This window comes from Pseudoalteromonas sp. GCY (assembly GCF_016695175.1).
GTDB lineage: Bacteria > Pseudomonadota > Gammaproteobacteria > Enterobacterales > Alteromonadaceae > Pseudoalteromonas.
This window is the reverse complement of sequence record NZ_CP068023.1, coordinates 1-14,004: the sequence shown is the minus strand read 5'-3', so window position 1 is coordinate 14,004 and position 14,004 is coordinate 1. Positions and strand designations below refer to the sequence as shown.

The 14,004-nt window shown below is 44.0% G+C and carries 10 protein-coding genes; 3 read left to right on the top strand and 7 right to left on the bottom strand.

Annotation, left to right across the window (positions count from 1 at the left end; genetic code table 11):
- The first annotated feature begins 239 nt into the window (after window positions 1-239).
- From fadB to tusA, 3 genes are all read left to right on the top strand, one after another.
- Complete coding sequence (gene fadB / locus JJQ94_RS05325; protein ID WP_099030053.1) at window positions 240-2,402, top strand: fatty acid oxidation complex subunit alpha FadB; 2,163 nt, start codon at window positions 240-242, stop codon at window positions 2,400-2,402.
- 2 nt (window positions 2,403-2,404) lie between these two features.
- A complete protein-coding gene (gene fadA / locus JJQ94_RS05320) occupies window positions 2,405-3,574 on the top strand; it encodes an acetyl-CoA C-acyltransferase FadA (protein ID WP_099030052.1) in 1,170 nt (389 codons plus the stop codon).
- Between the two features lie 420 nt (window positions 3,575-3,994).
- Window positions 3,995-4,234: a sulfurtransferase TusA gene (gene tusA, locus JJQ94_RS05315; RefSeq protein WP_010376829.1), complete on the top strand. Its 240-nt coding sequence runs from the start codon at window positions 3,995-3,997 to the stop codon at window positions 4,232-4,234.
- Window positions 4,235-4,300: 66 nt separating this feature from the next.
- Here tusA and JJQ94_RS05310 read toward each other — a convergent pair whose 3' ends face one another.
- The 7 genes from JJQ94_RS05310 to dnaA all read right to left on the bottom strand — a co-directional run bounded on the left by JJQ94_RS05310 (window position 4,301) and on the right by dnaA (window position 14,004).
- Window positions 4,301-4,747 (bottom strand): hypothetical protein, encoded by a 447-nt coding sequence (locus JJQ94_RS05310; protein ID WP_010376831.1) that lies wholly within the window; start codon window positions 4,745-4,747, stop codon window positions 4,301-4,303.
- A gap of 71 nt (window positions 4,748-4,818) precedes the next feature.
- Window positions 4,819-6,888 carry a glycine--tRNA ligase subunit beta gene (gene glyS, locus JJQ94_RS05305; protein ID WP_099030051.1) on the bottom strand — a complete coding sequence of 690 codons (2,070 nt, stop codon included), beginning with the start codon at window positions 6,886-6,888 and terminating at the stop codon, window positions 4,819-4,821.
- Window positions 6,888-7,790 (bottom strand): glycine--tRNA ligase subunit alpha, encoded by a 903-nt coding sequence (gene glyQ / locus JJQ94_RS05300; RefSeq protein ID WP_010376835.1) that lies wholly within the window; start codon window positions 7,788-7,790, stop codon window positions 6,888-6,890. Before glyQ ends, glyS begins: the two co-directional genes overlap by 1 nt.
- 176 nt (window positions 7,791-7,966) lie before the next feature.
- Entirely contained in the window at window positions 7,967-10,384 is a 2,418-nt protein-coding gene (gyrB, locus tag JJQ94_RS05295) for a DNA topoisomerase (ATP-hydrolyzing) subunit B (protein WP_010376837.1), read from the bottom strand.
- Between the two features lie 12 nt (window positions 10,385-10,396).
- Window positions 10,397-11,485: a DNA replication/repair protein RecF gene (recF, locus tag JJQ94_RS05290; RefSeq protein WP_010604162.1), complete on the bottom strand. Its 1,089-nt coding sequence runs from the start codon at window positions 11,483-11,485 to the stop codon at window positions 10,397-10,399.
- A gap of 4 nt (window positions 11,486-11,489) precedes the next feature.
- The gene (dnaN, locus tag JJQ94_RS05285; RefSeq protein WP_099030050.1) at window positions 11,490-12,593 is read right to left on the bottom strand and encodes a DNA polymerase III subunit beta; all 1,104 of its coding nucleotides are present in this window, start codon (window positions 12,591-12,593) and stop codon (window positions 11,490-11,492) included.
- Between the two features lie 10 nt (window positions 12,594-12,603).
- Window positions 12,604-14,004 carry a chromosomal replication initiator protein DnaA gene (gene dnaA, locus JJQ94_RS05280; RefSeq protein WP_099030049.1) on the bottom strand — a complete coding sequence of 467 codons (1,401 nt, stop codon included), beginning with the start codon at window positions 14,002-14,004 and terminating at the stop codon, window positions 12,604-12,606.

The window sequence follows — 14,004 nt, the reverse complement described above, 5'->3', positions numbered from 1 at the left end:
TGAAATACAGCCAAATTATGCTTATCTAAAGATGGCGCTGAAGACCAAAACTCGGCTTGTCACTTGCGAGCGTGCTCATAAATGACACTAAATGCGAGGTGCGTTAAGCCACCATAGCAAACCGACTCAGGTATTTCAGTAAATGTGCGGTAAATTTTTCATTGCAATTTGCCGCCAAAGGATCCACACTGATTTAAATTACAACTCATCGTACCAGTGTAAAGCACGGGAGAACATGTATGTTAATCAAACGCGAGTCCTTTGTAGTTGATTTTTGCAAAGGCAATATCGCTGAGTTTAAGTTTTGCCTACCAGGCTCAGTAAACAAACTATCTCAGCAAGTACTTAAGGAAAGCCACGAAGCGCTTATCGAATTGAGCCAGCGCGACGATATCGACGGCTTAATTTTTACCAGCGACAAAGACCACTTTATTGTTGGCGCTGATATTTTTGAATTCCTTCCTACTTTCCAACGCCCAGAAGAAGAACTTGTTGGTTGGATTAAAACCGCAACCGATGTCTTCGACGCAATAGAAGATTTACCTTTCCCTACACTATCGGCAGTAAATGGCCTCGCACTTGGCGGTGGTTGCGAGTGGTTACTCGCCACGGATTACCGTATTGCAACTGACAACGCAAAAATTGGCCTACCAGAAGTTAAACTTGGCATTATGCCGGGCTTTGGTGGTACCGTAAGACTTCCTCGCTTAATCGGCGCTGACAACGCAATGACGTGGATCACCACAGGCCAAGAAAACCGAGCGAATGACGCGCTAAAAGTGGGTGCGGTTGATGGTGTAGTACCTGCTGACAAACTCATGGCTGCTGCTATTCGTACCTTAGAGCAAGCCATTGCAGGTAAATTGGATTGGCGCGCGAAACGCCAAATCAAGCTCGAACCACTGAAGATGAATCGTGTTGAACAAGGCATGAGCTTTGGTATGGCAGAAGGCTTAGTCATGGCAAAAACCAAAGGCCATTACCCAGCACCAATGATGGCGGTACAAACGCTTAAAGCGGCAGCTAACCTTAGCCGCAGCGAAGCGATGGCACTCGAAAACCAAAACTTTGCTAAACTTGCCAAAACGGCAGAAGCCGCAGCGCAAACCGGTATTTTCTTGGCGGATCAATACATCAAAACGGTTGCCAAGAAACAAGCAAAACAAAGTAAAACAGAGATCAAACAAGCAGCGGTACTTGGTGCTGGTATTATGGGTGGCGGTATCGCTTACCAATCAGCATACAAAGGCACGCCAATTGTCATGAAAGACATCCAACAAGGTGCCCTAGACCTTGGTATGGGTGAGGCTGCAAAACTACTTGGTAAAAAAGTACAGCGCGGCCACATGTCGATGGACAAGATGATTGCCACTTTAGGTAAAATCAAAGCAACGCTCAACGATCACGATCTACAAGGCTCAGACATCATCGTAGAAGCCGTTGTTGAAAACCCTAAAATCAAAAAAACGGTATTGGCGAGTTTAGAGTCGCAATTACCAGAAGGTACGATCCTGACTTCAAACACATCGACTATTCGTATTGATGAGTTAGCCACCGCACTTGAGAAGCCAGAAAACTTCTGTGGCATGCACTTCTTTAACCCAGTGCCAAAAATGCCATTGGTAGAAATCATTCGTGGCGAACAAACATCGGATGAAACCGTTGCCGCAGTGGTAGATTATGCCTTAAAGCTTGGCAAGTCTCCTATCGTTGTTAACGATTGCCCAGGTTTCTTCGTAAACCGTGTTCTATTCCCTTACTTTGCAGGCTTCAGCCAACTTGTTGTAGAAGGTGCTGACTTCGCAAAAGTAGATAAGGTTATGGAAAATGTCTTCGGCTGGCCAATGGGTCCTGCGTATCTACTAGACGTAGTGGGTATCGATACGGCAAACCATTGTACTGGTGTAATGGCTGATGGCTTCCCTACTCGCATGGCGCGTAAAGACAAAGATCCTGTCGCAGTACTTGCGGGTGCCGAACGCTTTGGTCAGAAAAACCAAAAAGGCTTCTACCAATACGCACCAGATCGCAAAGGTCGTCTGAAGAAAAGCAAAGACGACAGCGCGCTTGAGCTGCTGAGCGGTATTTGTGACGCACCAACTGAATTTGATAAACAAACGATTATTGAGCGTTGTATGGTGCCAATGATCAATGAAGTGTTACTGTGTCTGCAAGAAAACATTGTTGCTTCACCGCAAGAAGCAGACATGGCACTGATCTACGGTATCGGCTTCCCTCCATTCAGAGGTGGTGCATTCCGCTATCTAGACCAAATCGGCCTCGCAAACTTTGTAGCAATGGCTGACAAGTACGCTCATCTTGGTGAAATTTATCAGGTTTCTGAGCAAACTAGACAGTGGGCAGATGAAGGTAAAGTGTTCTATCAAGTGGAGGAGAAGTAAACATGGAAAACGCGGTAATCGTAGATTGTATTCGTACCCCAATGGGCCGTTCAAAAGGCGGTGTATTTAAGCATAAACGTGCCGAAGACCTCAGCGCACACTTGATGAAAGGCCTACTTGAGCGTAACCCTCAAGTAGCACCAGACTCAATTGATGACATTTACTGGGGCTGTGTACAGCAAACTTTAGAGCAAGGCTTTAACGTTGGTCGTAACGCTGCACTCTTAGCTGGCATTCCTCATACCGTACCGGCGGTAACCGTAAACCGCCTATGCGGTTCGTCAATGCAGGCATTGCATGACGCAGCTCGCGCTATCATGACAGGTGCTGGTGACACTTACCTTATCGGTGGTGTTGAGCACATGGGTCACGTACCAATGACACATGGTAATGACTTTCACCCAGGCCTTGCGACATCTGTAGCACAAGCTGCTGGTGTGATGGGGTTAACGGCTGAGTACTTATCGCTAATGCACGGTATCAGTCGTGAGCAGCAAGATGAATTTGCCGTACGTTCACACCAGCGCGCACATGCCGCAACCGTTGAAGGGCGTTTTGCAAAAGAAATCCTGCCAATGGAAGGTCATGATGCCGATGGCACGCCAGTACTTGTTGAGCATGACGAAGTTATCCGCCCAGAGACAAGCCTAGAAGGTCTAGGACAGCTACGTCCTGTATTTAACCCAGCATCGGGTACGGTAACTGCTGGTACCTCTTCAGCGCTTTCTGACGGTGCTTCAGCTATGTTGGTCATGAGCGAGTCTAAAGCAAGAGAACTCGGTCTTCCAATTCGTGCTCGTATTAAGTCAATGGCAGTAGCAGGTTGCGATCCTTCCATCATGGGTTATGGTCCAGTTCCAGCATCACAAAAAGCCTTGAAGCAGGCGGGCATTACTATCGATGATATTGATGTTGCAGAACTAAATGAAGCCTTTGCAGCGCAATCACTACCAGTGCTAAAAGACCTAGGCCTACTAGACAAGGTAGATGAGAAAGTGAACCTCAACGGTGGTGCAATTGCACTCGGTCACCCACTTGGTTGCTCAGGCTCACGTATTAGCACAACGCTTATCAACCTAATGGAAGAGAAAGACGCAAAGTATGGTCTTGCAACTATGTGTATTGGTTTAGGCCAAGGTATCGCTACCGTATTCGAGCGCGTAGATAACTAATTCCAACCAGCTGGTACTGGGCTCTTTAAGACAATACCAGCACACAACTTCAACTTGGTGACCAAGGCAAAACGGCACAGCTGTTTTGCCTTTTTTATTACCTGCATTTACCTCACCTCGGTTGGCTAATACCAATTATCTTAATTAAGTGGTCTATTTTGAGGCGAGAATATCTTGTCGATAACACCGCTACCGCGTCCTGCTATCGCTGAGGTACCTACATCCATGTAGGCAAGGCAAATATTTTGCTATTTAGTTGTTCTAAATGAGAAATTTTTAACGCAGTTAGCGTCAGATTTGCTCCTTCAAATTGAGCAAGTATTAAGACTAATTGGTATCAGGCATGAGTTATCCAAACTTGAGCTTACTTATAACATGAGGTTAAAATAGCGGCTTTCGTAACTAACAAGGCCACCCACAATGAGTTTTGATAATACCGACCATACCTTAGATGCAGTAGGCTTACGTTGTCCGGAGCCGGTAATGATGATTAGAGGCATGGTGAGAAGGATGAACTTAGGTGAGACGTTGTTAGTTATCGCAGATGATCCATCAACGACGAGAGACATTCCGAGCTTCTGTGAATTTATGGATCACACTTTGGTTGCCAAAGCAGTGGCCGAATCGCCTTACAAATATGTGATTAAGAAAGGTCAGTGATCTCCTCTTTAACACTATTTGAACTCATGAGTCATAGACAATAAAAAAGCGGCAGATGCCGCTTTTTTAAGATTTTACAATCACCACCTTTGGTGAGCGAGGATTACGATAATCTAAGCGGATTTCGTACCAACCTTTTTTACTTGGCTTAAAGCTAAAGTAGTTATACACAGTGTTACAATCCGCGACCAGCGGTTGCCCTAGCGTTAACTGCCCTTCACTCTTATAGCCACAGTTGTAGCCTTCACTCCACTGCTCATCAGCAATTTTAAATTCATACACTTTACCTGGGCTCATGAATCTTGCTTTTGTTGCGTAGATCCCCGGTTGTGTTTCTTCTAGGCGATACTGAGGTTCGGCATCCCACAGAGTGAAGTCACCGCGTAAATACATTGTCTTATCCAACTCACCAGCAACAACCGGTGAAGTTGAAGTCGTTGGTAATTGAAAGTTACTACTACAAGCGGTAAGTGCTAATAGCGCAATCGCCATTGCCCCTTGTTTTTTAATCATAGCTAGACTGCCTTTTACTTGCTTTTACCAATCAGCAAAAAGCCAGCAGTTGCTGGCTTTTGTATCAGCAATTAATTTTGTAACACTGAAATATCTGCAGTATTAAGGAATAACTTACTTAACTGACCAAGTAGTGCTAAACGATTGGCTTTAACCGCTTCATCGTCCGCCATTACCATAACATTATCAAAGAAGTTATCTACTGCTTCACGTAAACTTGCTAAACGCGTCAGTGCAGTTTGATAATCACCTTCAGCGTAAACAGGTGCAAGCTCAGCAGTTAACGCAGCAACTTGTGCAGCCAATGTTTGCTCAGCTTCTTCTTGCAGGAGTGAGCTCTCCACCGCAGCTTCTGACGCGACGTTATTCTTCGCTAAAATGTTGTTTACACGCTTATTGGCAGCGGCTAACGCTTCGGCTTCCGCCAACGTTCTAAAGTGACTAACCGCTTTTACTCGGCGATCAAAATCAACTGGGCTCGTTGGACGTCTTGCAAGTACTGCTTGGATCACATCCACGCTGATACCTTCATCTTGGTACCAGGCACGGAAACGGCCTAACATAAACTCAACCACTTCATCGGCAACGTTTGCATTGCTTAGCTTATCACCGAATAACGTCATTGCTTTGGCAACGATATCCTGAATGTCTAATGGTAGTTCTTTTTCCACCATAATACGCAATGCGCCAATGGCAGCACGACGCAGTGCAAACGGGTCTTTATCGCCTTTTGGTGTCTGGCCGATACCAAAGATGCCAACCAGAGTATCAAACTTATCCGCAAGCGCCACGGCAAAACTGATTGGGTTAGACGGTAGATTATCACCAGCAAAACGCGGCATATATTGCTCATTTTGTGCTAGTGCAACTTCTTCCGCTTCACCATCAATGCGCGCGTAATGCATACCCATGACGCCCTGAACGTCAGTAAATTCCATGACCATTTCAGTCATAAGATCAGTTTTACTTAGTAAACCTGCACGCTCTGCTAGTGCTTTATCAGCGCCAAGCTGTTCAGCAATAAAACCAGCCAGTGCCGAGATACGCTCTGACTTATCTTTTAGTGTGCCAAGCTGCTTCTGAAATAACACTGAATCAAGTGACTCAAGACGACTTTCCAGCGTTTTCTTCTTATCCGTTTCAAAGAAGAACTGGGCATCAGCCAGACGTGGGCGAACTACCTTCTCATTACCCGAGATCACCACGCTTGGATCTTTACTTTCAATGTTAGAAACAAACAAGAACTTGTTGATCAAGTTGCCTTGCTTATCTAACAGTGGAAAGTACTTTTGGTCGTCTTTCATAGTGTAGATAAGTGCTTCATCAGGCACCTGCAAGAAGGCTTCTTCAAACGAGGCAACTAAAGTTACTGGCCACTCTACTAGTGACGTAACTTCTTCTAGAAGATCTTCATCCATCGCGACTTGCGCGCCGAGCTTTTCAGCTTCAGCTTCAATTTGGCCACGAATTAACGCTTTACGTGCTTCATAATCCGCAATAACGTATGCGCCTTTTAGCACTGCATGGCTATCATCAGCATGTTCAACACGAACACGCTCAGGGTGATGGAAGCGATGTCCTTGCAGCTCATTGCTGATAGCTTTACCTAGCACTTCACCTTCAACTTGTTGACTACCAAGTAGTGCAGCCACAGTATGCACAGGACGGATAAATTGCGTCTTGTTCGCACCCCAGCGCATCGGCTTTGGAATAGGTAACTTAGCCAATGCTTTGTTGATCACATCGCTTAATAAGGCTAAGGTCTGTTGCCCTTCTACTTTTGCTTTATGTAGCAGCCAAGTACCCTTGTCAGTTTCTAAACGCTCAGCATCATTAATATCAATACCACAACCACGAGCCCAACCTAGCGCCGCTTTAGTCGCGTTACCATCGGCGTCAAATGCCGCCTGAATAGCTGGACCACGCTTTTCAACCACTTTGTCGGCCTGTTGCGTTTGTAATGCTTTAACTTGAATACCTAAGCGACGAGGTGATGCATACCAGCTCACACCTTCATGGCTAAGCTCCAATGCTTCTAGCTCTTGCCTAGTATTTTCTGCGAATGACTCAGCAAGGTTGCGTAACGCCTTTGGTGGTAGCTCTTCAGTACCAATTTCTACGAGTAAGTTTTCAGTCGACATTATTTATCCTTACAAAGCGGGAAGCCAAGTGCTTCACGTGCATCATAGTAAGCCTGTGCACAGGCTTTTGATAAAGCACGAACTCTTAATATATAGCGCTGACGCTCAGTTACTGAGATAGCGTGACGTGCGTCTAACAGGTTAAATGCATGAGATGCCTTCATTACCTGCTCATAAGCTGGCAATGGAAGTCCCGCTTCGATTAGTTTTTCGCTTTCTTTTTCACATTGGTCAAACTGCTTGAATAATGCCTCTACATCCGCATATTCAAAGTTGTATGTCGACTGTTCGATTTCGTTTTGCATGAACACGTCACCATAAGTTACGCGCCCCATCGGACCATCAGTCCAAACGAGATCATAAATGCTATCTACACCTTGTATATACATTGCAAGGCGCTCTAAACCATAAGTAATTTCACCCGTTACCGGTGAGCATTCAATACCGCCAACTTGCTGGAAGTAAGTAAACTGAGTCACTTCCATGCCATTCAACCATACTTCCCAACCTAATCCCCAAGCACCTAGCGTTGGTGACTCCCAGTTGTCTTCAACAAAGCGCACTTCGTGCGTTAATGTATCAATGCCCAACGCTTCTAAAGAGCCTAGGTAGAGCTCCTGAATATTCTCAGGCGATGGCTTCAATACAACTTGGAATTGGTAATAATGCTGAAGACGGTTAGGGTTTTCACCATAGCGACCATCTGTCGGGCGGCGACAAGGTTGTACGTATGCGCTCGACATTGGCTCAGGACCAATGGACTTAAGGAAGGTCATCGGGTGGAATGTACCCGCACCAACTTCCATATCTAAAGGTTGAGCTACAACACAGCCTTGCTGCGCCCAGTAATCCTGTAAAGCCAGGATCAAACCTTGGAAGGTTTTGATATCGTATTTTTGCATAGTTGGCTTATTTTTATCTGGTACTTATCGTATGTAAACGCCTACAGTAATTTGGCGCTCACGCTAGATTCAATGATTGAAAATTATGCTCAGTATACCGCGAGCGCAGGAGGGTTTTAAGCTTTAAAGCATAAAAAAAGGAGGGAAAATCCCTCCTTTTTACTAGATGTTTGAGTTTACACGTCTAAGTTAACAACTCTCAGTGCATTTGTTTCGATAAACTCTCGACGAGGTTCAACTTGGTCACCCATCAAGGTTGCAAACAATTGGTCTGCAGCAATGGCATCTTCAATAGTCACACGTAGCATACGGCGAGCACCTGGATCCATCGTTGTTTCCCAAAGTTGGTCAGGGTTCATCTCACCCAATCCTTTATAGCGTTGTGTATACAAGCCACGCTTAGATTCTGATATAAGCCATTCAAGACCAGCCTCAAAATATTCGATTGCTTGAGTCTTCTCACCACGCTGTACGTAACCGCCTTCGCTGATCAAACTACCAATCTGACGACCCGTGTTCGCAATGCGAACATAATCTTTAGATGTAATAAAGTCGAAGTTCAAAGTATGCGCTTTATCAACACCGTGCTGACGAATATTGATCACCGGATAATACATATGGCGCTCTTCATCAAATGCAACTTCTGCGTTGAAGATAGTGGCGTCTTCGTCTTTCTTCACAAGATCAGCAACCAAGTTTTCAGTCCACGCCGTTACTTTTGCTTCATCAGATAAGTCTGACTCGGTTAGCTCTGGATGATAAAGCAAACGGTTCATGATTGAAGACGGATACTTACGCTTTAAACGCTCAATGATATCTATCGTATTCTGATAATCATGTACTAGGTTTTCTAGTCTGTTACCAGTAATTGGCTCTGCACCTTCCGACGGATATAGTGATGCTTCGTTTAAAGCTAATGTCGTTAAATATGAAGTTAGCGCATTATCATCTTTAATATAACGTTCTTGCTTACCCTTCTTCACTTTGTATAGTGGTGGCTGAGCAATATAGACGTAACCGCGTTCGATGATCTCTGGCATTTGACGATAGAAGAAAGTCAGTAGTAGCGTACGAATGTGCGAACCATCCACGTCCGCATCGGTCATGATGATGATGCGGTGATATCTTAGCTTTTCAGGGTTATATTCATCACGACCAATACCGCAACCTAATGCAGTAATTAGTGTTGCCACTTCCTGAGAAGAAAGCATCTTATCAAAGCGTGCTTTTTCTACGTTCAGGATTTTACCTTTGAGCGGCAGAATTGCTTGGTTCTTACGGTTACGACCTTGCTTAGCAGAACCACCCGCCGAGTCACCCTCCACTATATATAGTTCAGAAAGTGCAGGATCTCGTTCTTGGCAGTCAGCGAGTTTACCCGGTAGACCAGCTAAATCCATAACGCCTTTACGACGGGTCATTTCACGTGCTTTACGTGCAGCTTCACGCGCGCGCGCAGCATCAACGATTTTGTTTACAACGGTTTTTGCATCGCCTGGGTTTTCTAGCAAGAATTCAGTTAGCTTTTCAGCCATCATTTGCTCAACAGCCCCTTTCACTTCACTAGAAACGAGCTTATCTTTTGTCTGTGAAGAGAACTTAGGATCAGGAACTTTAACACTAACAACAGCAGTCAAACCTTCACGGGCATCGTCACCCGTAGCACTGGTTTTATACTTTTTATTAAAGCCTTCTTTTTCCATATAGGTGTTAAGCGTACGCGTAAGTGCTGCACGGAAACCCGCTAAGTGAGTACCACCATCGCGTTGAGGAATGTTATTGGTAAAACAGTAGATGTTTTCTTGGAAACCATCATTCCATTGCATTGAGACTTCTACGCTAATGCCATCGTCACGTTCCGTCGAAAAGTGGAAAACACTTTGATGAACTGGTGTCTTCTTACGATTTAGATACGCAACGAATGCTTGAATACCGCCTTCGTATTTGAAGTGATCTTGTTTATTCTCTTCGCGCTCATCATTCAAAATGATGCTCACACCAGAGTTAAGGAAAGATAGTTCACGTAGGCGCTTGGCTAGAATATCGTAGTGGAAATTTGTATCTGAGAACGTTTCAGCACTTGGCCAGAATCTCAATTCTGTACCAGTAGATTCCGCTTCACCGATAACACCTAACGGCGCATCTGGAACACCCATAGTGTATTTTTGCTGATGCACTTTGCCATCACGGCGGATTGTTAATTGTAGTTTTTCAGAAAGTGCATTTACAACAGAAACACCTACACCGTGCAAACCGCCAGATACTTTATATGAGTTATCATCAAATTTACCACCGGCATGTAGTACAGTCATGATAACTTCCGCCGCAGAGACCCCTTCTTCTTCGTGAATTGAAGTTGGGATACCACGACCATTATCTCGAACAGATACAGAGCCATCGGTATGAATTGTTACGAAAATATCGTCACAATATCCTGCTAGTGCTTCGTCGATTGAGTTATCAACGACCTCAAACACCATGTGATGTAAACCAGTACCATCGTCTGTGTCACCGATATACATTCCCGGACGCTTTCTTACAGCATCCAATCCTTTAAGTACTTTAATACTCGACGAATCGTAATTTTCCGACATGGTTTCTTCCAATTATTTTGTTATTAAGCTGCCATGTTCCACGTGGAACATTTTAATTTCACGTTCCATTGGTTCAATAACGGCGGCAATACTTTCTGGAGTAATAGCAGTGATAAACAGCTGTGACTGACATTGCGCCAATAGACGCGATACTGCCACCTTAGTATCTTCACTAAGCTCCGAAGGTAAATCATCAATAAGCAGTATTGACTGCTTATTACTCTCTTGGTCAATCAAACTGTTTTGCATTACTTTAAGTGCATACAGTAATAACTTGAGTTGACCACGAGAAAAAATATGTTCTACGCTGTTTCCTTGAGTATAAAAGTTAAAGTCAGCCTTATGCGGCCCTTTACTTGTATAGCCAAGTTTTACATCTCGCTCTAACTGATTTGTTAATACCTCAGCTAGTTCCCCCTTCCAGCCCGCTTGAAAGCGAATTTCAAGGCCTTTAAAGATAGGGCTTATATCCCCTATCTTATCAAAAAAATGCGTCTGAAACCTACCTATATAAGCCTCTCTAAACATATTTATTTGCTCAGCAAGGCGCACAAACTCCTTATCCCAATAACTTAGCTGGGATTGGAGATCTCTCGGTTTAGATTTCAATAAAGCGTTACGTTGCTTGAGCACCTGATTGAACATTTTCCATGTGGAATAAAACTGATGTTCCACGTGGAACACACCTAAATCAAGAAACTTACGACGCTCTTTTGGACCACCAAAAAACAGTTCATAACTTTCTGGTGTAATAACTTGAACAGGTAAAACCTGTGCTAATTCTGCCACTTTCCGGCTTGCCTGCCCCTGAATTCGAAGCTTAGTTTCACCACTGGTATATTTACTAATGCCAAGCGGTATAGACAAGTTATGTAGTTGTTTTTTAGCATGAACAACGCAATGAGAAGCCTCATGCTTGATCATTAATTTTTGCAGGTTGGTACGGAAAGATTTACCACTGGAGAGAAAGTAAATGGCTTCGAGCAGACTGGTTTTACCGCTACCATTTTCACCGAGAATGACATTAACGGCATTGCTAGGTGAAAGCGCCATCGCCTCAATGTTTCGAAACGCATTGAGGCTAAGGTGAGTTAAACTCATAACTCTATAAACGCATCGGCATAACTACATACATTGCATGTTCGTCACCAGCGGCTTCAATAAGCGCACTGCTGTTCGCATCAGAAAGCGTAAATTGCACATCTTCAGACTTTATTGTATTTAACACGTCTAATAAGTAAGAAACGTTAAAACCAACTTCAAGATCATCACCTTGGTAACCTACCTCAACAATTTCTTCAGCTTGCTCCTGCTCTGGGTTATTGGCACTAATTTTTAATTGTCCATTACTCAGATTCAATCGCACGCCACGAAACTTCTCGTTAGAAAGAATAGATACACGCTGAAATGCACTACGTAGCCAATCGCGATTTGCGGTAACCAACTTGTCCCCACCACGAGGTAATACGCGACGATAATCAGGGAATCGGCCATCCACTAGCTTACTCGTGAAAGTAAATTCGCTGTCGATGATGCGCACATGATTAGCGCCAAATTGAATGGTGATAGTTTCATCATCCGCAGGCAGTAAGCGCATGATCTCTTGCACGCCCTTACGAGGAATGATCAATTGACGTTGTGTTTGCAATGACTCAGGTAATTTTTGCTGCGCAATTGCCAAACGGTGACCGTCAGTAGCTACCGTTTTAATTTCACTATTATCTACTTCGAACGACATACCATTTAAATAGTAACGTACGTCTTGGTTAGCCATAGAGAAATGCGTTGCTTCTAGCAATTTTCTAAGCTCTAAACGCGTTATGGCAAACTCAACCTCACCGTCCCACTCTTCAAGATTAGGGAAGTCTTCAGCGGCTAAGGTTGTCAATGAAAAGCGACTTTGACCGCTAGTCAGTAGCAATTGATGCTCTTGGCTACTCAGCACTAAATCCGAGTTATCAGGCAAGCTCTTACAAATATCTAGGAGCTTTTTCGCCGGTAAAGTGATCTTGGCGTCTGGCACATTTGTTTCAAGGGCAACAGATGCAACAAGCTCTATCTCTAAATCTGTACCTGTCATATGTAGTGCACCATTTTTCACTTCTAGCAATACATTAGACAAAATAGGCAGTGTATGTTTGCGCTCAATGGCACCCGACACCTGTACCAGTGGCTTTAAAAATAGTTCTCTTGGAATCGTTATTTGCATCATTTAACCCTTAAGAAGACAGCGTTCTAATTAAGTTTTGATAATCTTCTTTTACCTCATGACTTTCATCACGAAGTGCTTTTACTTTTCTACACGCGTGTAACACGGTGGTATGGTCGCGGCCACCAAATGCATCACCAATTTCTGGTAAGCTATGGTTTGTAAGCTCTTTAGACAATGCCATGGCAACTTGTCTTGGCCTTGCAACTGAACGGCTACGACGTTTTGACAATAAGTCAGAAACACGAATTCGATAATATTCCGCCACGGTGCGCTGGATATTATCGATGGTAACGAGTTTGTCTTGTAACGCTAATAAGTCGCGTAGCGCTTCTTTAACAAAATCGATAGAAATTGGACGACCAGTGAAATTGGCATTAGCAATTACGCGATTTAACGCACCTTCTAACTCTCGCACATTAGAGCGTAATTTCTTAGCAATAAAAAAGGCAACTTCGTGTGGCAAATTAATATTACTTTGCTGCGCTTTCTTCATTAAGATAGCAACGCGAGTCTCTAATTCTGGTGGCTCAATAGCAATAGTTAACCCCCAACCAAAACGCGACTTCAGTCGGTCCTCAACCCCTTCTATTTCTTTAGGGTAACGGTCAGAAGTTAAAATAATCTGTTGATTGCCTTCAAGCAGCGCATTAAAAGTATGGAAGAATTCTTCTTGCGAACGCTCTTTGTTTGCAAAGAATTGGATATCATCAATCATCAATGCATCAACGCTACGGTAGTAACGCTTGAATTCTTCAATGGCATTATTTTGTAGGGCTTTAACCATGTCCTGCACAAAACGCTCTGAATGCATATAAACGATTTTTGCATCCGGTTTTTGTTCAAGAATACCATTGCCCACGGCGTGTAATAGGTGTGTCTTACCTAAACCAGTTCCACCATAAATAAATACCGGGTTAAATGCAGAGCCTGGATTATCTGCAACTTGCGTTGCAGCGGCTTTTGCCAACTGGTTAGATTTACCTTCTACAAAGTTATCAAAGGTATAATTCTCTTTAATATTAGCCTTGTGCGAAGATTTAGGAGCAGGCTCGACCTTTTCCGCCATCTTTGGCTGCGTGCCTTGCAACATCGACGTGTTATCGGCTGCATGGCCTACACTTGTGGCTTTTCCGTTAGATACACTCGGTTGAGTTGCTAATACAGGTTTGCTGCCCACATCAAAATGCAACTCTGGCGCTTCATCACCACAGATCTCAATTAGCAGTTCATTGATGCGGTGGAGATACTTTTCTCGTACCCAATCTAATACAAAACGATTTGGCGCATAGATAGTTAGCGTATCATCAGTACTTTCTGCCTGTAGTGGTCTTACCCACATGCTAAATTGCTGAGATGGCAATTCATCTTGCAAAACATATAAACAACTTTGCCAAACCGACAGATACAC